Below are 22,906 nucleotides of genomic sequence, written 5' to 3'. Positions count from 1 at the left end.
CGGGCAAGAACTCGCGGAGGCCCGCCGCGGGGTGCCCGGCCCGCCGGCCCGCGGGGCCGGGCGGGGACTCGGGGCCCGCGAAAGCGTGGCCGAAGCTGGCTTCGGCCGTGGCCGGGCCGCATCGGGCCGTATCGTGCCCCTGGGGCCGCGCCAGCGCAGATGGATACGTTGTAATATTTTGTATTGAGTGTCCAAAATTCTGTTAATGATTGAATATCAGCGAGTTGCGCCGCCAGCGCCCTGCCCGGCCAAGGATGGCCTTTTGCTGCTTTTCGTTGACTTTGGTGGTGAATGGTTTCATTCCTGAGATGGTAGAAAACGCGACGGCCTGGGCCGGCCGGGCGCGTGGAGGCACCGATGTCAGGGTTCGCGTCGATCTATGGCGGCGGCAGCGACGAAATCGAAACCGCGAGCGGTGACGACACCATCGTCTCCGGCGGTGGCGATGACACCGTCGATTCCAGCTCTGGCGACGACGTCGTCCTGGCCGGCACGGGCGACGACGACGTCGCGCTGCGCAGCGGCGACGACACCGCCTATGGCGAGAATGGCGACGATACGCTGAGCGGCGGGTCGGGGGACGACTACCTCGATGGCGGCCGCGGCGATGACCTGCTGGTCGGCGGCGGCGGCGACGATACCGCGCTGGGCGGCACGGGCGACGATGTCTTCGCCTTCGACAGCGGCTTCGGCCATGACCTGATCATCGGCTTCTCGATCGGCACGGACACGCTGCAGATCGCCAGCGGCATCAACGGCTCGGGCGTCAACGCCGCGGCCGACCTGGTGACGGGCGGCCATGTCAGCGCGGACAGCTTCGGCAATGCCGTCATCACCCTCGGCAGCGATACCATCACGCTGCACGGCATCTCCCCCACCGACCTGACGAACAACATCGACACCATCGTCCAGGTCGTCTGACGCCGGGCCCTTCGGTGCCCGGCGCGGCGTAGGCATCGGGTGGCGCGGCGGCGGGCCATGGCCGGCATCGTTCCCCCGGTGGCTTTCCGCTTGCGCCCGATCACATCCGCGTCATTGATGCCGCCCAGCAAAAGGGCCGATCCGTGACCAGCACCCCCGCCGACATGCCCGCGACCGGACCGGCCATCGATGCCTGGTGGGTGCGCCTCGGCACGGATGTGGCCATGGTCGTGCTGCGCGGCGCGGCGGAGGCCCAGGGCGCCGAATGCCGCCTCGATGAGGGTGCGCCCTTCCGCCCCCTCTCCCAGATGCCCCTGCCGGAGGAGGCGGGCGGCGGCACCATCCTGCTGCTCAAGGCGCGGGGCGGCGCGGGCATCGGCCTCCGCCTCGCGGGCGGGCCCTGGTCGGCGCTCGGCCCGGCGCGCGCGCCCGACCAGCTGCAACCCCTCCTCGCCGCCGCGCCGCGGCTGCTGGCGCTGCTCGCCGGCAAGGCGGCCGGGCCGCTGCGCGCCGCCGCCGATGGCGCGCTGGCGCGGGACCTGGTCGCCCTGGCGCGGCCCCTGCTGCGCCCGGCGCCGGATACCGCCCGCCCGCTGGTCATGCTCGGCCAGGGGCGCTGCCTGTGGCGGATCGAGGCCGGCGGCTGGCTGGTGACGCCCCAGGGCCTGGGCCGGGTGCCGGATCCGGAGGCCGGCCTCTCCCCCCTGCCCGCGGGCGCGGCCGGCGCGGTGCTGCTGCAGGGCGACGGCACCGCGCTGCAACTGCCCGCCCCGGCCGCCCCCCCGCCCTCGCTGGTCGAACTCGCCCGGCAGCCCAACGGGCCGCAGCGCGGCCTGCTGCGCCAGGCCTTCATCGCGCTGCGGCGCCATGTGCAGGAACCCTGGTGCCGCGATGCGGTGCGGGATGCGCAGGTGCTGGCCCTGGCGCCGCCCCGCGCGGCGGCGGAAACCGCGAACGCCGTCGGCGCCGCGGTGGACCGCGCGATCTCCGACCATGGCGGCGGCGTCTTCCTGCTGGGCTGGCTGCATGACCCGCTGCGCCTGACCCGCGGCCTGCTGCTGCGCGGCCCCTTCGGCCCCATCCCCGTGCCGCCCGAATCCATCTTCCGCGTCAGCCGCCCCGACGTGGTGAAGAAGTTCGAACAGGCCCCCTTCGGCGATGCCGATCCGCGGCCCGGCTTCGTCGTGCATGTGCCCGATGCCGGCCCCGGCCCGGTGGCGCAATGGCGGGTGGAGGTCGCGCTCGGCTCCGGCGATGCCATCGAGCTGATCGCCGGCCCCGCCCTGATCCCCGCCGCCCAGGCGCGGGAGGTGGTGCTGCGCAGCGTCAACCCGCTGGATGTCGGCCCGGCCCTGCTGGACCAGGTCCTGGCCCCCGCCGCCGCAAGGCTGCATGCCGCCGCCTCCGCCGATCCGGTGGGGCAGGAGGTGGTGCGCATCGGCCCGGCGCCGGCCGCGCCCGCCATCTCCTTCGTCATCCCGCTCTACCGGAACCTCCGCTTCATCCGCCACCAGCTCGCCGCCTTCGCGCGGGACCCGATGCTGCGGCAGGCGGAGATCATCTACGTGCTGGACAGCCCCGAGCAGCGCGGGGAGGCCGAGCACCTGCTGCGCGGCACCTGCGGCCTGGCGGGCATCGGCGTCACGCTGGTGCTGCATGGGCGCAATGCCGGCTACGCCACCGCCTGCAACAGCGGCGCCGCCGTGGCCACCGCGCCGCTGCTGCTGATGCTGAACTCGGACGTGGTGCCGGACCGGCCGGGCTGGCTGGCGCCGCTCCTCGCGCGGCTGGAATCCGACCGGCGCATCGCCTGCGTCGGGCCGAAGCTGATGTTCGATGACGGGTCGCTGCAGCATGCCGGCCTGTATTTCGCCCGCGGCCCGGGGGATGACTGGTTCAACTGCCACTACTTCAAGGGATTCCCCCGCCACTACCCCGAAGCCAACCGGCCGCGGGACGTGCCGGGCGTGACCGGCGCGGCGATGCTGATCCGCCGCAAGGCCTGGGACGAGGTCGGCGGCTTCCATGCCGGCTACATCGTCGGCGACTACGAGGACAGCGACCTCTGCCTGCGGCTGCGCGAGGCCGGCGGGACCATCTTCTACGAACCGGCGGCGGAGCTGTTCCACTTCGAGCGCCAGTCGATCGCCCAGCATGGCGGCTACGCCGGCACCGTCGCGGCCGCCTACAATCGCCGATTGCACCACCATCGCTGGGACCGCACGATCGCCACGCTGATGGACGGATTTTCACGGGCCGGGGAGACCTTCGCGGCGGCGTGAAGCGGCATCACCGGCGCCGGAACAACCCGGACGGGCGAGGATTGTCGTATCCCCCTTCCCGCGGACATGTTTTTGCGGCATCGGGGCGAAGAGCCTCGCCCGCTGATCCACTCAAGGTGCTAGCGTCACCGAACCATGCGCCTTCTCGTCTTCTGCCATAACCACCCCGACCTGCAGCCCGGCGGCACCGAGGTGGTGGCGCGTGGCCTGTTCCGCGAATTGCGCGACCGGCATGGGGTGGAAGGGCTGTTCCTCGGCGCCGTCACCGGGCAGCACCGCGAACGCCGCCCGGGCACGCTGTTCCAGGCCGCGGGCCGCCATGCGGATGAGATGCTGGTCTGGCTCAGCCATTTCGACCGCTTCCACCTGGCGCAGCTGGATACCTGGGGGCTGCAGGAACTCGGCCCCTTCGTCGCGGCCTTCCAGCCCGACGTGATCCATTTCCACCACCTGCTTTATTTCGGGCTGGAGACGCTGGACCTGGTGCGGCGCGTCGCGCCCAGGGCGCGCATCGTCGTCACGCTGCACGACTTCTTCGCGATCTGCCCGCAGGAAGGCCAGCTGCTGACGGTGGATGGCCGGCTCTGCCCCGGCCCCTCCCCCGATGGCTGCCGGCGCTGCTTCCCCGGGCGCGGCGGCACGGACCTCGTGCTGCGGGACCTCGGCATCCGCGGCGCCTTCGCGGGGGTGGACCTGATCCTCTCGCCCTCCGACTTCCTGCGCGACCGCTTCGTGGAAGCCGGCTGGGACGCCTCGCGGATCGAGGTGCTGCGCAACGGCATCGCGCTCGGCCCCACCGCGCCGCCGCGGCCCGCGCCGGATGGGCGGCGGGACCGCTTCGGCTTCTTCGGCCACATCAACCGCTTCAAGGGCGCGATGGTGGCGCTCGGCGCCTCCGCGCGGCTGGCGAAGCAGGGCGTGGCGCATGACCTGGCGCTGCATGGCGGCACCGCCTGGCAGCCGGACGAATTCCTCGGCGAATTCAAGGCGGCGCTGGAAGCCGCGCCCGATGCGCGGCACCACGGCCTCTACACCGCGCGCGACATGCCGGCGCGCATGGCGGCGGTGGATTGGGTGGTGATGCCCTCGATCTGGTGGGAGAACGCGCCCCTGGTGGCGATGGAGGCCTTCCGCCACGGCCGGCCGGTGATCTGCGGCAATGCGGGCGGCATGGCGGAAGCGGTGCGCGACGACATCGATGGCCTGCATTTCCCGATCGGCGATGCCGCCGGCCTTGCCGCCACGATGCGGCGCGCGGTGGAGGAGAAGGGGCTGTGGGAGAGGCTCGCCGCCGGCATCCGCCCGCCGCGGCTGATCGACCAGGCGGCGGTCGAGCACCTGGCGCTGTATCGCCGCCTGCTGGCGCCGCCGGCCGCCGCGGCGGAGACGGCGGAGGACGCCGCGATCGCCACCGCGCCGCGGCGCATGGCGGGGGGAGAGGCGCGTGTCCGGGTCGGCTGACGCCAGCGCGGCGCCGGAAATCCGCGGCTTCATCGATGGGCTGAGCGGCAACCAGATCGATGGCTGGGCCTTCGAGCCCGCCCATCCGACGGAACGCGTGATCGTGGAGCTGCGGCTGGACGGCCAGGCGGTCGCCACCACGGTCGCGGACCGGCACCGCACGGACCTGGTGCGCGCCGGCATCGGCGATGCCTTCCACGGCTTCCGCTTCCCGCTGAAGCCCGCCTGGGCCGAACGCCGGTCGGACCTCGTCGTGGTGGCGCGCGGGGCGGAGGGCGGGGAGGCACCGCTCCAGCTCTTCCGGCGCCCGGCGGCGGAGGCCCGCCCCCCCGCCCCCGCCGCCGCACCCGCCACCAGCCCGCAGGTCATCAAGGCGATCGAGCAGCTGGTGGCCGGCCAGCGCGCGCTGGAACAGCGGCTGCAGGAAGTGGCCGCCCGCGCCCCCGCGGAATCCGCCATGGCCCCGGCGGAGGAGGCGGAGCAGCGGATCGCGGTGCTGGAAGCCTGGGTGGCCCGGCTGGATGAACGCCTGGCGGCGATGCAGGCGGAAGCCTCGCCGCCCCGCGCCGGGCGGGGCGGGCCGGATACCTGGCAGGTGGTGCTGATGGCGCTGCTCGGGCTGACCAGCTTCGGCGCGCTGACCGCCTTCGCCCTGATCCTGGCCCTCTGATGGCCGCGCGCCGCCTGCCCGCCCCGCAGGGCTCCGCCCGCATGGGGGGCAAGCCGGTCAGGGCGGAGGGCGTGATGGACATCGCGCGGGGGGAGATCGGCGTCGCCGCGCGCTTCACCCTCTGGCTCGGCATCGTGCTGGCCCTGGCGGGCTTCTGGCTCACCGTCAGCAAGATGATGATCTGGCACATGGTGCTGCCCACCGGGAATGGCTGGACGCTGGCGGGGCTCGCCGTGCTGCTGGGCTTCGCCATCGGGCTGAACGTGGCGCTGGACCAGCTGCGGGAAGTGGGGCTGCTGGCCGTGTCGCACCGGCTGGCGCGGCGCATGGCGGCGCCGCTGGTCATCGCCGCGGCCCGGCAGGCGGGGCGGTCCGACATCAGCGCCGGCCAGGCGCTGCGGGATGTGGAGGATCTGCGCCGCAGCCTGGCGGGCCCGGTGCTGACCGCCGTGGTGGATGCGGTGATCGTGCCGCTGCTGGTCCTGCTGCTGCTGTATTTCCACTGGGCCTTCGCCGCCTTCGCGCTCGCCTGCTGCCTGATGGCCGCGATCCTCTCCGTGGTGGGGGAGAGGCTGACGCGCCGCGCGCTCGTCGCCTCCAACGACGCGCATGCGCAGACCAGCGCCCTGGTCGCGGATGCGATGCGCTGCGCGGAGGCGGTGGAGGCGATGGGCATGCGCCACAACCTCGCCACCCAGTGGGAGGCGCGGATGGAGGAGAGCGCCACGGCGCTGCGCGGCGCGCAGAATGCCGGGCGCTGGATCAGCGCCGCGCTGACCACGGTGTCGGGCATCGGCACCGGCGGCGCGCTGGTGCTGGGCACGGTGCTGGCGGCGAACGGCGCCAATGTCGGCATCGGCGCGCTGGTGACGATGCTGCTGATGTCGCAGATCGTGGGCCCCTTCACCCGGCTGGGCGGCGCCGCCACGGATTGGGCCGGCGCGCTGGCATCCTGGCGGCGGCTGCAGGCGCTGTCGCAGGGCGATCGCGGCCCGGATGGCGCCATCGCCTTCCCCTGCCGGGATGCGCGGCTGGTGATGGACCGCGTCAGCTTCGCCCATCGCGGCGCGCCGCGCGCCCTGCTGCATGACGTGCAGCTGGTGGTGGAACCGGGCCGCGCCGTGGCCATCGCCGGCACCGCGGGCGCGGGAAAGACCACGCTGCTGCGCATCGCCGTCGGCATGGTGCGGCCTTCCGCCGGCGGCTGCTTCCTGGACGGCCAGTCCACCAGCCAGTGGCAGCGGGAGGATTTCGCCCGCCATGTCGGCTACCTGCCGCAGGACCCGCTGCTGACCGACGGCACGGTGGCGGAGGCGATTGCGCGGCTCGGCCCGCCCGACATGCAGGCGGTGATGGAAGCCGCCCGGCTGGCGGACGCGGCCTCGATCATCACCGCGCTGCCCATGGGCTACGCCACGCCGATCCGGGCGGAGGGCCCGCTTTCCGCCGGCCAGCGGCAGCGCGTGGCGCTGGCCCGCGCGCTGTATGGCCGGCCCCGGCTGCTGGTCATGGACGAACCCGCCGCCTTCCTGGATGCGGAGGGCGAGCAGCGCCTGGTCCGCCTGATCCGCCGCCTGGCGGCGGAGGGGATGGGCATCCTCTTCACCTCCCACCGCCCGGCGCTGCTGGCCGCCGCCGATCGCGTGCTGGTGCTGCGGGGCGGCCAGCTGGCGCCGGCGCCACTCACGCCCGCCATCGCCGGGCCCGGCCCCAACCCTGGCCCGGGCCCGCGCCGCCGGGCGGGGGAAGCCGCGTGATCCGCGCCGGCACCGCGGCCGCGGAGGTGGCGCAGGCCCTGGCCCGCGCCCCCGCCTTCAGCGGCGTGCTGGCGACGGCCTTCGGCCTGTCGGTCGCGCGCCAGGCCTGCCTGCTCGGCATGCCGCTGCTGACCATGCACATCTTCGATGGCGTGATCGAGGGCAACAACCTCGATACCCTGACGGTGCTGGCCCTGGCCTTCTTCGTCGCCCTGGTGATGGGCGGCGTGATGCGCGCGATGCGCGCGACGCTGATGGCGGCGCTGGCGGAAAGCCTGGCGCGGCGCCTCACCATCGATGCGCTGGAAGCCGCGGTCCGCAGCGCGCTGGCCGGCAGCCGGCGCCCGGGCCTGGCGGCGCTGCAGGATACGTCGGAGCTGCGCCGCTTCCTCGGCGGCGGGACCATCGCCGACCTGTTCGACATGACGGCGACGCCGATCGGCCTCTTCGTGCTGTACCTGCTGCACCCCGTCTATGCCGTCATCGCGCTGTCCGCCTGCATCGCCATCGGCGCGCTGGGCGTGGTGCTGGACCGCACCACGCGGGGCATGATGCGCAGCGCCTCCGACCGCCAGGTGAAGACCTCGGCGGAGCTGCAGGGGCGGCTGCGGCAGGCCGACCTGCTGGAAGGGCTCGGCATGCTCAACGCCGTGGTGCGGCGCTGGGAACCGGCGCAGGCCGCGGCGCTGGCCGAGGGCGACGAGGCGCAGGCCCGCGCGCGGGCGGTGCGCGGCATCACCGAATACAGCTCCTACATCGCGCAGGGGACGATCGTGGTGGCGGGCGTCATCCTGGCGACGCATCACCAGGTCTCCCCGGGCAGCATCATCGCGGCGACCATGCTGGCGAATTCCGCCACCTCCCCCATCGCGCGCGTCGTGCTGTCCTGGCGCGACTGGGCGCTGGCGGCGCTGGCCTGGCGCCGGCTGCAGGAACTGTTCACCGACCATGCGGCGCCGGAGCCCGTGCCGCCGGCCGCGGAGGCGCATCCCGGCCTCTGGATCCGCGACCTCAGCTGGACGCCGCCGGGCGCCACGCGCCCGGTGCTGGATGGCACCAGCGTCTATTGCCCGCCGGGCAGCATCACGCTGGTGCTGGGGCCGAACGGCACGGGCAAGTCCACCCTGCTGCGCCTGGCGCTGGGGCTGGCGGCGCCCGATTCCGGTACCGCCCTGCTGGAAGGCCAGGACACGCACCGGGTGGCGCGGGACGCGATCGGCCCGCGCATCGGCTACCTGCCGCAGGATGTGCAGCTGCTGGATGGCAGCGTGCTGCAGAACATCGGCCGCTTCGGGCCGGAGGATGCGGAAGGCGTGGTGGCCGCGGCGCGGATGGCGGGCGCGCATGACATGATCGGGCGCCTGCCCCAGGGCTACGCCACGGAAGCCGGCCCCACCGCCGGCCTGTCCATGGGCCAGAAGCGCATGATCGGCCTGGCCCGCGCGCTGCATGGCGCGCCCGGCCTGCTGGTGCTGGACGAACCGGAAGCCGGGCTGGATCAGGATGGGCGGCAGGCGGTGCTGGCCGCGGTGCTGGCGGCGCGGGCGGCCGGCGCGGCCTGCCTGATCGTCAGCCATGATCCCGGCCTGTGGCACGGGCAGGTGGACCAGCTGCTGCGCCTCGGTGCCCGGGGTGCCTGGAAGACGGAGGCGCCGGACAGGCCGGCGATGCGCGGCGCATGACCACGGCACGCCTCACCGGCCCGAAATCCATCCCCCTGAGCTTCGCGGAAGCCGATGCGGCCGCGCGGATGCCGAGCGTGCGGCGGATCGGCGTCGCGGCGCTGCTGCTGCTCTTCGTGGGCTTCGGCGGCGTGCTGACCTGGGCCGCCATCACGCCGATCGAGCGCGCCGTCGTCTCCCGCGGGTCGCTGGTGGCGGAGGGCCGGCGCAAGTCGATCCTGCTGAGCGAGCCCGGCATCCTGCAGCAATTGCTGGTGCGGGAGGGGGAGCGCGTGCAGGCGGGCACCGTGCTCATGCGCCTCGACCCCACCACGGCGGAAGCCGCCGCCGCCCAGGCCCGCGCGCAGGCCCGCGCGCTGGCGGTGCGCGTGGCGCGGCTGCGCGCCGAACAGCAGGATGAACGCCGCTTCGTAGCGCCGGCGGAGATCCTGCGTGCGGCGGAACGCGATCCGGGGCTGGCCACCATCGTGGTGTCGGAACAGCGCCTCTTCTCCGCGCGCTGGCAGGCCTATGACAGCAACATGGCGGTCTATGAACGCCGCGTGGCGGTGCAGCGGGAACAGCTGCAGGCGACGACGGCGCAGCGCGGCTCCGTCGCCAGCCGCATCGCCTCCGTCCGCACCGACCTCGCGGGCCAGCGGCCGCTCGCGCAGCAGGGCTTCGCGCTGATGAGCCGGGTGCGGGAGCTGGAGCGGATGGAGGCGGAGCTCGTGGGCAGCGCCGGGTCCCTGGCCGCGCAGGAAGCGCAGTACCGCCAGGCCATCGCCCAGGCGGAGGCCGAGATGGCGACCTTCCGCCTGACCCGCGCGCAGGACATCGCCCGCGAATTGCAGGACAACCAGCAGCAGCTGCTGGATGCCGAACAGCGCGTGCTGGCGGCCGAGAACATCCGCAGCCGGCGGGACCTGGTGGCGCCGGAAGCCGGCATCGTCACCGATATCCGCTTCGTCACGCCCGGCAGCAGCATCAGCGACGGCGTGCCGGTGCTGGACCTGCTGCCGCTGGACGACCGGCTGGTGATCGAGGCGAAGATCGCGCCGGCGGATGTCGAGCAGCTGCATGTCGGCAGCCGCGTGAACATCCGCCTCTCGGCCTTCCGCCAGCGCACCACGCCGCTGCTGGCCGGGCGCCTCACCTACGTCTCCGCCGACCAGCAATCGGACCAGCAGGGCAACCTGTTCTTCCTGGCGCGGGCGGAGATCGACGCGAGCGAGCTGGCCGCCATCCCGGGGCTGCAACTGCAGGCGGGCATGCCGGTCGAGATGTTCGTGCTGGGGGAGACGCGCAGCGCGCTGGCCTACATGGTCTCGCCGATCCGCGACTCGCTGCGCCGCGCGTTGCGGGATTGAAGGCCGCGGGGCAGTCTGCGCCCCATGAATGACCGCATTGCCATCGTCGGCGCCGGGCCGGTCGGCCTCGTCCTCGCCCTTCGCCTCGCCACATCAGGCATCCCCTCCGTCGTGCTGGAAGCGGAGGCCGACATCAGCGAGGCGCTGCGCGCCAGCACCTTCCACCCGCCCTCCCTCGACATGCTGGACGAACTCGGCCTGGCGCGGCCGCTGATCGCGCAGGGGCTGGTGACGCCGACCTGGCAGATCCGCCGCCATGCCGATGGCGCGCGGGCGGTCTTCGACCTCTCCGTGCTGAAGGACGACACCGCCCACCCCTACCGGCTGCAGGCGGAACAGTGGAAGCTCTCCCGCCTCATCCTCGCGAAGCTGGCCGCGGAGCATGCCGGGGCGGTCGAGATCCGCTTCGGCTGCAAGGTGGAGGGGGTGGCGCAGGACGGGGATGGCGTGACCCTGACAGGCACGGGATTCGATCCGCTGCGCGTGCCCTATGCGGTCGGCTGCGACGGCGCGCGCAGCGCGGTGCGCCAGGCCATGGGCATCGACTTCCCCGGCGACACCTATCCCGAGACCACCATCCTCGCCACCACCACCTTCCCCTTCCACGAGGCCTTCGAGGGCCTGTCCAACGTCAACTACATCTGGACGGAGCACGCGGCCTTCAGCGGCACCTTCAGCCTGCTGCGCGTGCCGGGGAAGTGGCGCGCCAGCCTCTACCCCGCGCCGGGGGAGACGATCGAGCAGGCGCTGGAGCCCGGGGCGATCCAGCGCAAGCTCCAGGCCATCCACCCGAAGGATGGCGCCTATGACGTGCCGGACCTCCGCCCCTACCGCATCCACCAGCGGATCGTGGAGACCTACCGGGTGGGGCGCCTGCTGCTGGCCGGCGACGCCGCGCATCTCAACAGCCCCTCCGGCGGCATGGGCATGAATGGCGGCATCCATGACGCGATGGAACTGGCCGCGACGCTGCTGCCCGTGCTGCGGGGGGAGGCGCCGGAGTCGCTGCTGGACCGCTACACCCGCCGCCGCCAGCCCATCGCGAAGCGGGAGATCATCGCCCAGGCCGACCGCAACCGCGCCCGGATGCGGGAGACGGATCCGGCGAAGCGCGCCGCGCTGCTGGCCGACCTCCAGGCCGTGGCGGGGGACCCCGCCAGGGCGCGGGACCACCTGCTCAAATCCTCGATGATCGCGGGGTTGCGGGCGGCGGCCGCGGTCGAGTAGCACGCGGAGCCCCTTCACCGGGCTGTCATATAACTGTAAAACAGGTGCAACGCGGGCCGGTTACGTGCCCGCCACCAACGCTTCATGGGGAGAGGTCACATCATGTTCCGCCGTACCATCATGGCGGGCGCCGTTGCGCTCGCAGCCGGCTTCGGGATGCCGGCCCAGGCGCAGGCGCCGACCGAGATCCAGTTCTGGCACGGCCTGACCCAGCCGCTGGGCGGGATGCTCGAGCAGATCGCGGCGGACTTCAACGCCAGCCAGAACCGCTACCGCATCCAGGCGACCTTCCGCGGTTCCTACCCCGAGACGATGGTGGCCGCGATCGCCGCCTTCCGCGCCGGCCAGGCGCCGGGCATCGTGCAGATGTTCGAGGTGGGCACGGGCACGATGATGGCCGCCGGCCGCGCCATCAAGCCGCTGCACGAACTGCTGGCCGAGACCAATACCCGCATCGACTTCCAGGACTACCTGCCCGGCGTGCGCGGCTACTACAGCCTGCCCGACGGCCGCATGATGTCGATGCCCTTCAACAGCTCGACCTCCGTCGTCTTCTACAACAAGGACGCCTTCCGCCGCGCCAACCTGAACCCGGATGTCTTCCCGGAGACCTGGGAGGGTGTGGAGGCCGCGGCCCGCGCGCTCAAGGCCTCGGGCCATGCCTGCCCGATGACGACCGCCTGGCCGACCTGGCTGATGGTCGAGCAGTTCAGCGCCATCCACAACATCCCGCTGGCCACGCAGGGCAACGGCATGGGCGGGCTGAATGCGGAGCTGCGCATCAACAACCCGCTGCTGGTCCGCCACTTCAACAACCTGGTCGCCTGGCAGCGCGAAGGCCTGTTCCGCTACGGCGGTCGTGACGGCGCGGCGGATGCGCTGTTCCCGAACGGCGAATGCGCGATGATCTTCGCCTCCTCCGGCCTGCGCGCGCGCATCATGCGGGAAGCGCAGTTCCAGTGGGGCGTCGGCATGCTGCCCGTGTACCAGGGCACCACGCCGATCAACTCCATCATCGGCGGCGCCAGCTTCTGGGTGATGAACCGCGGCCCCAACGCCGCGCGCAGCGCGGAGGAGCTGCAGGGCATCGCGCAGTTCTTCGCCTGGATCGCGCGGCCGGAAGTGGCGGCCAAGTGGCACACGGATACGGGCTTCCTGCCGGTGACGCGCGCGGCCTTCGAACGGGTGCGCGCCACGGGCTTCTACAACCAGCCCGCCAATGCCGGCGCCGACGTCCCCATCCAGCAGATGCTGCGCGGCGGCGGGCAGATGACGGAGAATTCCATGGGCATCCGCCTCGGCGGCTTCGTGGAGATCCGCACCATCATCCAGGAGGAGCTGGAGCGCGCCTTCCAGGGCCAGCAGACCGGCGAGCAGGCGCTGGCCAATGCGACCACGCGCGGCAACGTGGTGCTGCGCAACTTCGAACGCCAGAACGCCGCCCGCTGATCCGGGCTGCGTGATCGCGGGGGGCGGGCCGCGCGCCCGCCCCCCGCTTCGTTTGTGACGACCCATCGGGCGGCGGGAGGCCGGGCTTGCGCAAGAAGGTGATCTTCAAGGGCGTCGCCCTGCCGTGGCTGCTGCTGCTGCCGCAGCTCGTCATCACCGGCATCTTCTTCTTCTGGCCGGCCGGCCAGGCGATCTACGGGTCCTTCCTGCGGGAGGACGCCTTCGGCCTGTCCCGGGACTTCGTGGGCCTCGAGAATTTCCGCGACGTGCTGGCGGACCCCAACTACCTGGCCGCGGGGTGGAACACGGTGGTGTTCTCCTCCTCCGTCGCCGTCGGCGCGCTGGGTGTCGCGCTGTTCCTGGCCGTGCAGGCGGACAAGGCGATCCGCGGCGCGGATGCCTACAAGACCATGCTGATCTGGCCCTATGCCGTGGCGCCGGCGGTGGCCGCCGTGCTGTGGCTGTTCATGTTCCACCCGCAGATCGGGCTGTTCGGCCGCGCGCTGAACGGCATCGGCATCCGCTGGGACTACAAGGTGAATGGCGACCAGGCGATGCTGCTGGTCATCCTGGCGGCGGCGTGGAAGCAGGTTTCCTACAACTTCATCTTCTTCCTGGCCGGGCTGCAATCCATCCCGCGCGCCGTGCTGGAAGCCGCCGCGATCGACGGCGCGCGCCCCTTCCGCCGCTTCTGGACCATCATCTTCCCTCTCCTCGCCCCCACCTCCTTCTTCCTGCTGGTGGTGAACATCGTCTACGCCTTCTTCGACACCTTCGGCACCATCCATGCGCTGACGCAGGGCGGGCCGGGCCAGGCCACCTCGACCCTGATCTACAAGGTCTATGTGGACGGCGTGCAGAACCTGAATTTCGGCGCCTCCGCCGCGCAGAGCGTCATCCTGATGGCGATCGTGATCGCGCTGACCGCCGTGCAGTTCCGCTTCGTCGAGCGGAAGGTGCATTACTGATGGCCGGGTTCGACGACGCCGCCCTGGCCCGCGCCACCGCCCGCCGCCAGGCGCGGTCGCGCTACATCGCCCATGCCGTCCTCGCCATGGGCGTGCTGGTCTTCGCCTTCCCCATCTGGCTGACCCTGGTGGGGTCGAGCCATGACGCCAACACCATCGGCCGTGGCGACGTTCCGCTATGGTTCGGCGCGCAGGCCATCACCAACTACATCAGCGCCTGGACCACCGGCGGCAGCGCCGTGCGCACCACCGGCCAGGTGCCGGCCTGGCTGATGCTGTGGAACAGCCTGAACATGGCGGTGATGATCGCGGTCGGGAAGATCGCGATCTCCCTGCTCTCGGCCTATGCCGTGGTGTTCTTCAGCTTCCCCGGCCGCATGATCGCCTTCTGGCTGATCTTCATCACCCTCATGCTGCCGGTCGAGGTGCGCATCATCCCGACCTTCGAGGTCATGGTGAATCTCGGCCTCATCAACACCATGGCGGGGCTCGTCGTGCCCCTCGTCGCCTCCGCCACCGCCACGCTGCTGTTCCGCCAGTTCTTCCTGACCATCCCCGACGAATACGTGGAGGCCGCGAAGATCGACGGCGCCGGGCCGCTCCGCTTCGTCAAGGACGTGGTGATGCCGCTGTCGGTGACGAACATCGCGGCGCTCTTCGTCATCCTCTTCATCTATGGCTGGAACCAGTACCTCTGGCCCCTGCTGATCGTCTCCGACAAGGACCTGGAGACGGTGGTGGTCGGCATGTCGAAGATGATCGGCACCTCCGACAGCCAGAACGAATGGAACATCATCATGGCGACCGCGGTGCTGGCGATGCTGCCGCCCGTGGCCGTCGTGGTCTTCATGCAACGCTGGTTCGTCAAGGGCCTGACGGAGACGGAAAAGTAATGGCCACCCTCACCCTTTCCGCCGTCCGCAAGCAGTTCGGCGCGACGCAGGTCCTGCACGGCATCGACCTCGAGGTCGCGGATGGCGAGATGATCGTCGTCGTCGGCGCCTCCGGCTGCGGCAAATCGACGCTGCTGCGCATCGTGGCGGGGCTGGAGACACCCTCCTCCGGCATCGTGCGCATCGATGGCCGGGACGTGACGGCGCTGGAACCGGCGGACCGCGACATCGCCATGGTGTTCCAGAACTACGCGCTCTACCCGCACATGTCGGTCTTCGAGAACATGGCCTATGGCCTGAAGATCCGCGGCATGCCGATGCCGGAGATCAGGAAGCGCGTGGCGGAGGCGGCGGAGATGCTGGAGATCGGCCCGCTGCTGGACCGCAAGCCGCGCCAGCTCTCCGGCGGCCAGCGCCAGCGCGTCGCCATGGGCCGCGCGGTGGTGCGGGAGCCCAAGCTCTTCCTCTTCGACGAACCGCTCTCCAACCTCGACGCCAAGCTGCGCGTGCAGATGCGCGCCGAGATCCGGCGCCTGCAGAAGCGCCTCGGCGTCACCAGCCTCTTCGTCACGCATGACCAGGTGGAGGCGATGACGCTGGGCGATCGCCTCGTCGTCATGCACAAGGGCCGCGCCGCGCAGGTGGCCTCCCCCATGGAGGTCTGGGGCCGGCCCGCCGATACCTATGTCGCGGGCTTCATCGGATCGCCTGCGATGAATTTCCTCGGCGCCACCCTGGCCGCGGGCGGCACCGCCGCGGCGCTGAAGGCCGGGCCCACCATCGCCTTCGCCGATGGCGCGCGGCCCGGCGCGGATGGCACACCGATCACCATCGGCATCCGGCCGGAGCATGTGGCGGTGAGCCCGGACGGCCTGCCGCTGACGGTGGACCTGGTGGAGCCGCTGGGCTCCGAGACCGTCATCCATGGCCGCCTGCCGGGGAACGAGGTGCTGGTGGCCCGCCTGCCCATCGCCGCCGGCGACATCGGCGCGGTGCTGCCCCTCGCCCTGCCGGCCGAGGCCTTCCACGTCTTCGACGGGGCCGGGGTCAGGATGGGCGGCTGATACTTGCTTTTGGCAAGCATCGCGCTAGCCTCGGGGCATGTCCGATGCCCCGCAGGCCGACCCGGTCGCCGCCATCCGCCGCTTCAGCCGCTTCTACACGCGGCGGATCGGCCTGTTGCATGAACGCTATCTCGGCACCGCGCTGACGCTGCCGGAGGGCCGGCTGGTCTGGGAACTCGCGGATCGCGGCGCCACGCCGCCGGGCCGGCTGGCGGCGGAACTCGGGCTCGACGCCGGCTATCTCAGCCGCCTGGTGAAGGGGCTGGAGGCGCGCGGCCTGATCGCCCGCCGCCCGGACCCCGCCGATGCCCGGTCCAGCCTGCTGTCCCTGACCGAGGCCGGCCGGGACGCCTTCGCGACCATCGATGGCCAGTCGCGGGCGGAGGTCGGCGCGCTGGTCGCGGGCCTGCCGGCCGTGGAGCAGGATCGCCTGGTCGCCGCCCTCGGCACGGCGGAACAGCTGCTGGGCGGCGGCGCCCCCGCCTTCATCCTGCGCCCGCCGCGGCCCGGCGACATCGGCCATGTCGTCAGCCGCCACGGCGCGCTCTACGCCGCCGAATATGGCTGGGACAGCGGGTTCGAGGCGCTGGTGGCGGAGATCGCCGCCGCCTTCATCCGGGACTTCGACCCGGCGCGGGAAGCCTGCTGGATCGCGGAACGCGGCGGCGCCGTCGCCGGCTCCGCCTTCCTGGTCCGGCATGGGGAGGACACGGCCAAGATCCGCCTGGTCTATGTGGAGCCCTCCGCCCGCGGGCTCGGCATCGGCGCGGCGATGGTGGAGGCCTGCATCGCCTTCGCCCGGGCGCGCGGCTACCGCCGCGTCACGCTCTGGACCCATTCCATCCTGGCCGCGGCGCGGCGGCTCTATGCCCGCGCGGGCTTCCGCCTGGTGGCGGCGGAGCCCCATCGCAGCTTCGGCCATGACCTGGTGGCGGAGACCTGGGAACTGCCGCTGGAGGATGCGGCGCGGTGATGGCCGCTCAACCCTTCGCGCGGTAGCATCGGTGCCGATGGACACCCCGAAGCCCACGCCGGACGCGATCCGCGCCGAAGCCGATGCGGCGCGCGACCAGCGCCGCTGGGCGGAGGCCGAGCACGCCTATCGCGCCTACCTTGCCGAACGCCCGCGGCACTGGGAGATCGTCGTCCAGCTCGGCCATTGCGTGAAGGAACGCGGCGACCTCGAAGGCGCGCTCGCGCTCTACCGGCAGGCGGAGGCGCTGGAGCCGCGGGACTTCGACCCGCCGCTGCAGGTCAGCCAGGCGCTGCGCATGCTGGGAAGGGGGCGGGAAGCCGCGGAGGCGATCGGCCGCGCCCTGGCCTGCGCCCCCCACAACCCGGTGCTGCGCCGCGCCGATGCGCTGGTCCGCCACCGGCGGCACGACCCCGGCGACGGGCCGGTGGAGGCCCCGCCCCCCCGCCCGGGCGGCCTGCCGACGCAGCTTGCCTTCGATGTCAGCGACCTGCTGGCCTATCTGCGGGAGGCCCGGACGCCGACCGGCATCCAGCGCGTGCAGATGGGCATGCTGGGCGCCCTGCTGGCCGCGCCGCGCGGCCCGGGGCGGCCGGAGCTGCTGCTGATGGCCTATGAGCCCTCCACCTGGCGCTGGTGGCATGTGGAGGAAGCGGCCTTCCGCCAGGTGCTGGGCCTGGCGCGGCTGGAGGCGCGGGCGGATGACCCGGCCTGGCGCGCCGCGACCGCCAAGCTCTGCGAGGCCGATGCCAGGCCCGATGCGCCGCTGCGGGCGGGGGCGACGCTCGCGACGCTCGGCAATGCCTGGGGGGTGGAGGACTACTTCCGCGGCCTTCGCGCCCTGCGCGCGCAGGTGCCCTTCCGCTACGTCGCCTTCGTGCATGACTGCGTGCCGCTGGTGATGCCGGAACACTGCCTCGGCCTCACGGTCCGGCTCTATGCGCGCTGGTTCGCCTCCCTCGCGCTGCACGCCGACGGGCTGCTGGCGAATTCGGAGAGCACGCTCCGCGACGTGCGGCAATTCGCCGCCCCCCTCGGCCCCGAATTGCCCGCCACGGTGGTGCGCCTGGCGGCGGAGGGGCTCGGCCCGCCGGCGGAGGCCGGGGCGGCGCGCGCGGCGGCGGAGGCCCTGCCCGCCCCCCTGCCGGGCGAGCGCTTCGTGCTGTTCGTCGCCACGCTCGAGTCCCGGAAGAACCACCTGATGGTGTTCCAGGCCTGGCTGGCGCTGATCCGCCGGCTCGGCGCCGCCGCCGTGCCGCGGCTGGTCTGCGTGGGCAAGCCCGGCTGGCATGCGGAAGCCGCGCTCGGCCTGCGCGAACGCTCGCCGGAGCTGCGCCGCCGCGTCTCCGTCCTGCATGACGTGTCGGACCTGGCGCTGGCCGGGCTCTACGCGCGCTGCGACTTCACCATCTACAACTCCTTCCACGAGGGCTGGGGCCTGCCGGTGAGCGAGAGCCTGGCGGCGGGCAAGCTGGCGGTGGTGCCGGCGCAGTCCGGGCTGCTGGAATCGGGCGCGCCCGGCGCGGTGTTCTTCCCGCCGCAGGATGAGCCGGCGCTGGTGGAGGCGCTGGCCCGGCTGGTGACGGACCCGGCGCATCGCGCCGCGCTGGAAGCCGCGATCGACCGCAAGGCCGCCGGGCGCGGCTGGCACCAGGCGGCGGCGGAGGCCCTGGCCGCGCTGATGCAGCCGGCGGAGGAGCAGGCGGAGCCCGCCCTGCCGCTCGGCCAGCGGCTGGCGATCGGCACCGGCGGCCCGCCGGCGGCCACGCTTCCGGCCGCCTGGGCGGAACGGGTGCGCCAGGGCTTCGGCTGGTGGTGGCAGGAAGCCTGGGGCTGCTGGACGCGGGACGGGGTGGCGACGCTCGGCCTGCCGGCCGCGGTGCCGGCGGGCACGGCGATGCGCGTGATGCTGGAGCTGCGCGGCCCGCCCGGGGGCATCACGGTCCGGCTGCGCCTGCGCGGCGCCGGGGGGGAGGGCTGGCGTCGCCTGGCCATCGGGCCCGACCAGCGCCTGGCCTGCGTGCTGCAGGCCAAGGCCGGCCCCGGCGGGCTGGTGGCGGAGATCGACGCCGGCGATGGCGTGAAGCTCGGCGACCGCGGGAACCGGGTGGTCGGCGTCGGCATCGTCGCCGTGATGACCTGCCGGGAGGACGACCTGGCCGCCCGGCTGGCGGCGCTGGAGCATGCCGAGGGCGTGCTGGAAGGCACCGCCTGACCTTTCCCGTCGCTTGTCGTGATGCAGGAAAGACACGGCAGGACTGACGTGATCGTAACGTTCGGCCGTTTTGCCCGGCATACGATGCCACTCCGTGACGCCTGCCGTAAGTTTATTTCCGAATCGGCGGCTTCTGCTTGCGGGGTGCGGCGGGGCCTGCCGGTTCACCAGCCTCGGGGGCTTCCCCCATCGAGAGGCGGCGGTCCCATCAAGCGCGAAAGGCAGCCCGCAACGACAGGACCTCGCGGCTACGGCTTCGTGGCGGGCGTGGTCGTGGCCGGCCTCGCCCTTGGCGCGGCGTGGATGCAGGCGGAGCAGCAGGCCGCCACGCGCGACGCCGCGGCGATGACGACGGCGGAGCGCGCGGCGCGCGGCGCGCGGGCGCTGCTCGCCCCGCCGATCGAGGCGCTGGCCGAGGCGATGGGCGCGGCGGAGCAGCGGCAGCAGGCCATCGCGCGCGGCGACCGGGCGGCGCAGGCGGTGGCGGAGCGGCAGCTGGCGGAGGCGACGCGGCGCGATTCGCTGCAGTTCGCCGCCGTGACCGATGCGCAGGGGCGGATCCTCTGGGCGACGCATGCGGCGCTGGTCGGCGCCTCGCTGGCGGACCGGGAGAGCTTCGCGCTGCATCGCGGCGGGCGGACGGAGGCGCTGCTGGCGCCCGCGCTGCTGGACCTGCCGGGCGGCCCGCGCAGCCTGCTGGCGACGCGGCCGCTGGCCGATCCGCGCGGCTTCACCGGCATCGCGGTGGCCGCGATCGACCCCAGGCGCCTCGACCGCGCGCTGGGTGACGCGGCGGTGCTGCCGGGGCTGCGGCTGGCGCTGCTGCGGGCGGATGGCATGCCGCTGGCGACCGGCGGCACGCCCCTGCCCGTCCCGCTCTGGCCCCTGCCCGCCCCCGCGACCACGGTATCCCGCCGCGCGGCGGCGGACGGCCTGCCGGCGCTGACCCTGGCCGCCGCGCCGGCCGGCGGCGAGCTGCTGCTGGTCGCGGCGCTGGAGGATGCGCCGGCGGAAGGCGCCTGGCTCGGCTATGGGCTGGCGGCGCTGCTCGCGCTCTGGGCCATCGGGCTGCCGCTGCTGGCGGGGCGCCGGGCGCCGGCGGCACCGGCCGGGCGGCTCGAGGATTCGCTGCCCGCCATCGCCTATCGCGCCGTGATCGAGCCGGGCGGCGGCATGCGGCTGGTCGATATCGGGCCGGGGGTGGAGCGGCTGACGGGCTGGACCATCGAGGCCGCGCTGCGCCCGGGCTGGCGGCAGCGCGGGCTGGATGCGCAGACCCTGCCGCTGGGGCCGGACCTGCCGGACCGGCTGCGCCGCGACACCCAGGCCACCGCCGAATACCGCTTCCGCCGCGCCGATGGCGCCTGGATGTGGCTGCGGGAGACCGCGCGCGTCACCGCCCGCGGCGCCGCGGGGACCGAGGTGGCCGGCGTGCTGGAGGACATCACGGCGGAGCGGGAGCTGGCGCTGCAGGCCGCGACCGCCGCCAAGTTCGCGACGCTGGGCGAGATGGCGGCCGGGCTCGCCCATGAGCTGAACCAGCCCATCGCCATCATGTCCCTGGCCGCGGAGAACGCGGCGGAGGCGCTGGAAGCCGGCGAGGACGGGGTGGAGGAGGCGCTGGCGCGGCTCCGCCGGATCATGGCCCAGGCGGATCGCGCCAAGGCCATCGTGACGCAGCTGCGCGCCTTCTCCCGCGTCGATGTCGCGGCGCTGGAGGCGATCGACCTGGGCGGCGCGGTGCATGGCATGATGGTGCTGGCCGGGCAGGCGCTGCGCGATGCGGGGGTGCAGGTGCAGCTGCGCCTGCCCGACGTGCTGCCCCCCGTCATCGGCCAGGTGATCCTGGTGGAGCAGGTGCTGCTGAACCTGGTGCTGAACGCCCGCGACGCGCTGCTGGAACGCCCGCCGGAGCGGCGGCGCCTGCGGATCGAGGCCGAGATCGGCCCGCTGCCGGACGAGGTGACGCTGCGGGTGCGCGACAGCGGCCCGGGCCTGGCGCCGGAGGTGCGGGACAAGCTGTTCGAGCCCTTCTACACGACCAAGCCGCCAGGGCTCGGCACCGGGCTCGGCCTGTCCATCTCCCGCACCATCATGCGCGGCATCGGCGGGCGCATCACGGCGGAGAATGCGCCGGAGAGCACGGAGGCGGGGGCGGAGTTCACGCTGGTGTTCCGGCGCGCCCTGCTGCCGGCGACGGAGGAGGAGCCGGTGGCGGCCGCCCCCGCCCGCGGCCCGGCCCCCGCCCCCCGCTGGCCGGCGGCGACCTGATCCGCGGCGACCTGATCCGGCGGGGGGCCTGCCGCCGCGGCCGTGACTTTTAGGCCACTAACCCGTTTAGCCCGTTTATGCCGATTTAGCCCTTTTAGTCGCGATTCACGGGGGTCCTTGGACAAATTCCCGCCCCCCGGACGCAGGCCGCCCGGGGACGACCAGAACTTATCAGGAACACAAGCCCTGGGGCAAGGGCGAAGGGGCCGCGCGCGGCGCGTGGCGAAATCGCCGGGAACTTGATCCTCCGCAAGGCGCCGACGCTGCCCGAGGGGGAAGGATGGGGCATGGACGCGCTCCCCCCCTCCGGCTTCCACCCCTCCCGCGCCGTGCTGGCCCGCTATGCGCGCCAGAACCTGCCGCGCTACACCTCCTACCCCACCGCGCCGCATTTCCGGGCGCTGGCGGAGGCGGAGTACCGCCAATGGCTCGGCGCCGTCGCGCCGGGGGACCGGCTTTCCCTCTACCTCCATATCCCCTTCTGCAAGTCGCTCTGCTGGTATTGCGGCTGCCACACCAGCGTGACGCGATCCGTCGCGCGGACCAGCCGCTACGCGAGCGGCCTGGTGGCGGAGGCGACGCTGCTGGCCGCCGCGCTGCCCGAGGGGATGCCGGTGGAATCGCTGCATCTCGGCGGGGGCACGCCCTCCGCCCTGGGGGCGGAGGCGCTGGAGGGCGTGATGGAGGGGCTGCGCCGGCGCTTCGCCTTCCTGGAGGAGGCCGAGCTTTCCGTCGAGCTGGACCCGCGGCTGCTGGACGATGCCATCGTGGGCGTGCTGGCGCGGCAGGGCTTCGGGCGCGCCAGCCTCGGCGTGCAGGACATGGCGGCGGAGGTGCAGACGCTGATCGGCCGCATCCAGCCGCCGGCGCTGGTGCGGGGGGCGGTGGCGAAGCTGCGCGCCGCGGGCATCAAGGGCATCAATTTCGACCTGATGTACGGGCTGCCCGGCCAGACGGCGGCGCATGTGGAAGCCAGCGCCCGCTTCGCGGCGGAAGCCGGGGCGGACCGCGTGGCGGTCTTCGGCTACGCCCATGTGCCCTGGATGAAGCCGCACCAGAAGGCGATCCCGGAGGCGATGCTGCCGGACGCCATGGCGCGGATGGACCAGGCGGAGGCGGCGGAGCGCGCGCTGCTGGCGGCGGGCTATGTGGCGATCGGGCTCGACCATTTCGCGCGGCCGGAGGACCCGATGGCGGTGGCCGCGCGGGCGGGCGCGCTGCGGCGGAACTTCCAGGGCTACACCACGGACCGGGCGCCGGTGCTGCTCGGCCTCGGCGCCTCCGCCATCGGGTCCCTGGCGCAGGGCTATGCGCAGAACCTGGCGGATGAGCGGGGCTGGCTGGCGGCGGTGGAGGAGGGCCACCTGCCCATCGCGCGCGGCCTGGCGCTGACGCGGGACGACCGGCTGCGGCGCGGGATCATCGAGGCGGTGATGTGCGACCTCTCGCTCGACCTGCGCCGCGTGCCGCTGAAGGTGTGGCGGGATGCGGAGGCGCGGCTGGAGCCGCTGGTGGCGGACGGGCTGGCGGCGGTGCAGGAAGGAAGGCTGGTGGCGACGGAAGCCGGGCGGCGCTTCGTGCGCCACATCGCGGCGGCCTTCGACGCCTATCTCGGCGGCGGGCCGGCGCGGCACAGCGCGGCGGTGTGAGGCGGCCGTTCGCTGAACGCCCGGTCAGGCTATTCCGGGGGGTGCGGGGCGGCGCCGGCCGGATTGCCTGAACGC

16 protein-coding genes are annotated in these 22,906 nt (G+C 73.1%); all 16 read left to right on the top strand.

The genetic code is table 11. The annotated features are described in order from the left end of the window. Positions 1-357 precede the first annotated feature (357 nt). The 16 genes from JJI54_RS28395 to hemN all read left to right on the top strand — a co-directional run bounded on the left by JJI54_RS28395 (position 358) and on the right by hemN (position 22,831). Positions 358-921, top strand: a complete 564-nt coding sequence (locus tag JJI54_RS28395; RefSeq protein WP_203076802.1) for a calcium-binding protein — start codon at positions 358-360, stop codon at positions 919-921. A 143-nt stretch (positions 922-1,064) separates the two neighbouring features. Continuing rightward, positions 1,065-3,203 (top strand): glycosyltransferase, encoded by a 2,139-nt coding sequence (locus JJI54_RS28390; RefSeq protein ID WP_203076801.1) that lies wholly within the window; start codon positions 1,065-1,067, stop codon positions 3,201-3,203. Between the two features lie 135 nt (positions 3,204-3,338). Beyond that, positions 3,339-4,664: a glycosyltransferase family 4 protein gene (locus tag JJI54_RS28385; protein WP_203076800.1), complete on the top strand. Its 1,326-nt coding sequence runs from the start codon at positions 3,339-3,341 to the stop codon at positions 4,662-4,664. Then, positions 4,648-5,334: a hypothetical protein gene (locus JJI54_RS28380; RefSeq protein WP_203076799.1), complete on the top strand. Its 687-nt coding sequence runs from the start codon at positions 4,648-4,650 to the stop codon at positions 5,332-5,334. The genes JJI54_RS28385 and JJI54_RS28380 overlap by 17 nt, the downstream gene beginning before the upstream one ends. Next, complete coding sequence (locus JJI54_RS28375) at positions 5,334-7,091, top strand: ATP-binding cassette domain-containing protein (protein WP_203076798.1); 1,758 nt, start codon at positions 5,334-5,336, stop codon at positions 7,089-7,091. The genes JJI54_RS28380 and JJI54_RS28375 overlap by 1 nt, the downstream gene beginning before the upstream one ends. Then, positions 7,088-8,773, top strand: a complete 1,686-nt coding sequence (locus JJI54_RS28370) for an ATP-binding cassette domain-containing protein (protein WP_203076797.1) — start codon at positions 7,088-7,090, stop codon at positions 8,771-8,773. The genes JJI54_RS28375 and JJI54_RS28370 overlap by 4 nt, the downstream gene beginning before the upstream one ends. Beyond that, the gene (locus JJI54_RS28365; RefSeq protein WP_203076796.1) at positions 8,770-10,122 is read left to right on the top strand and encodes an HlyD family type I secretion periplasmic adaptor subunit; all 1,353 of its coding nucleotides are present in this window, start codon (positions 8,770-8,772) and stop codon (positions 10,120-10,122) included. The genes JJI54_RS28370 and JJI54_RS28365 overlap by 4 nt, the downstream gene beginning before the upstream one ends. Positions 10,123-10,146: 24 nt before the next feature. Beyond that, a complete protein-coding gene (locus JJI54_RS28360; RefSeq protein ID WP_203076795.1) occupies positions 10,147-11,349 on the top strand; it encodes an FAD-dependent oxidoreductase in 1,203 nt (400 codons plus the stop codon). A gap of 102 nt (positions 11,350-11,451) precedes the next feature. Then, on the top strand, positions 11,452-12,798 hold the full coding sequence (ugpB, locus tag JJI54_RS28355; RefSeq protein WP_203076794.1) for a sn-glycerol-3-phosphate ABC transporter substrate-binding protein UgpB: 1,347 nt from the start codon (positions 11,452-11,454) through the stop codon (positions 12,796-12,798). Between the two features lie 86 nt (positions 12,799-12,884). After that, positions 12,885-13,766, top strand: coding sequence for a sn-glycerol-3-phosphate ABC transporter permease UgpA (gene ugpA / locus JJI54_RS28350; protein ID WP_203076793.1), 882 nt, complete (start codon positions 12,885-12,887; stop codon positions 13,764-13,766). After that, positions 13,766-14,659: a sn-glycerol-3-phosphate ABC transporter permease UgpE gene (gene ugpE, locus JJI54_RS28345; RefSeq protein WP_203076792.1), complete on the top strand. Its 894-nt coding sequence runs from the start codon at positions 13,766-13,768 to the stop codon at positions 14,657-14,659. The genes ugpA and ugpE overlap by 1 nt, the downstream gene beginning before the upstream one ends. Then, positions 14,659-15,723 (top strand): sn-glycerol-3-phosphate ABC transporter ATP-binding protein UgpC, encoded by a 1,065-nt coding sequence (ugpC, locus tag JJI54_RS28340; RefSeq protein WP_203076791.1) that lies wholly within the window; start codon positions 14,659-14,661, stop codon positions 15,721-15,723. Before ugpE ends, ugpC begins: the two co-directional genes overlap by 1 nt. A gap of 37 nt (positions 15,724-15,760) precedes the next feature. Further along, complete coding sequence (locus tag JJI54_RS28335; RefSeq protein WP_203076790.1) at positions 15,761-16,696, top strand: bifunctional helix-turn-helix transcriptional regulator/GNAT family N-acetyltransferase; 936 nt, start codon at positions 15,761-15,763, stop codon at positions 16,694-16,696. A gap of 37 nt (positions 16,697-16,733) precedes the next feature. After that, positions 16,734-18,911 carry a glycosyltransferase gene (locus JJI54_RS28330; protein WP_203076789.1) on the top strand — a complete coding sequence of 726 codons (2,178 nt, stop codon included), beginning with the start codon at positions 16,734-16,736 and terminating at the stop codon, positions 18,909-18,911. Between the two features lie 258 nt (positions 18,912-19,169). Next, positions 19,170-21,182: an ATP-binding protein gene (locus tag JJI54_RS33055; protein ID WP_203076788.1), complete on the top strand. Its 2,013-nt coding sequence runs from the start codon at positions 19,170-19,172 to the stop codon at positions 21,180-21,182. Between the two features lie 287 nt (positions 21,183-21,469). Next, positions 21,470-22,831: an oxygen-independent coproporphyrinogen III oxidase gene (hemN, locus tag JJI54_RS28320; protein WP_203076787.1), complete on the top strand. Its 1,362-nt coding sequence runs from the start codon at positions 21,470-21,472 to the stop codon at positions 22,829-22,831. Positions 22,832-22,906 lie beyond the last annotated feature (75 nt).

The sequence above is a fragment of the Falsiroseomonas ponticola genome (assembly GCF_016805305.1).
GTDB lineage: Bacteria > Pseudomonadota > Alphaproteobacteria > Acetobacterales > Acetobacteraceae > Falsiroseomonas > Falsiroseomonas ponticola.
Note: the sequence above shows the minus strand (reverse complement) of the source record. Positions and strands in the feature narration are given on the sequence as shown.

What these genes read in the sequence shown, in the direction of transcription:
- JJI54_RS28335 (WP_203076790.1), top strand. Translation starts at nt 15,761, where the DNA reads ATGTCCGATGCCCCGCAGGCCGACCCGGTCGCCGCCATCCGCCGCTTC.
- JJI54_RS28395 (WP_203076802.1), top strand. Translation starts at nt 358, where the DNA reads ATGTCAGGGTTCGCGTCGATCTATGGCGGCGGCAGCGACGAAATCGAA.
- ugpB (WP_203076794.1), top strand. Translation starts at nt 11,452, where the DNA reads ATGTTCCGCCGTACCATCATGGCGGGCGCCGTTGCGCTCGCAGCCGGC.
- JJI54_RS28360 (WP_203076795.1), top strand. Translation starts at nt 10,147, where the DNA reads ATGAATGACCGCATTGCCATCGTCGGCGCCGGGCCGGTCGGCCTCGTC.
- JJI54_RS28330 (WP_203076789.1), top strand. Translation starts at nt 16,734, where the DNA reads ATGGACACCCCGAAGCCCACGCCGGACGCGATCCGCGCCGAAGCCGAT.
- JJI54_RS28365 (WP_203076796.1), top strand. Translation starts at nt 8,770, where the DNA reads ATGACCACGGCACGCCTCACCGGCCCGAAATCCATCCCCCTGAGCTTC.
- JJI54_RS28385 (WP_203076800.1), top strand. Translation starts at nt 3,339, where the DNA reads ATGCGCCTTCTCGTCTTCTGCCATAACCACCCCGACCTGCAGCCCGGC.
- JJI54_RS28375 (WP_203076798.1), top strand. Translation starts at nt 5,334, where the DNA reads ATGGCCGCGCGCCGCCTGCCCGCCCCGCAGGGCTCCGCCCGCATGGGG.
- hemN (WP_203076787.1), top strand. Translation starts at nt 21,470, where the DNA reads ATGGACGCGCTCCCCCCCTCCGGCTTCCACCCCTCCCGCGCCGTGCTG.
- ugpC (WP_203076791.1), top strand. Translation starts at nt 14,659, where the DNA reads ATGGCCACCCTCACCCTTTCCGCCGTCCGCAAGCAGTTCGGCGCGACG.
- ugpE (WP_203076792.1), top strand. Translation starts at nt 13,766, where the DNA reads ATGGCCGGGTTCGACGACGCCGCCCTGGCCCGCGCCACCGCCCGCCGC.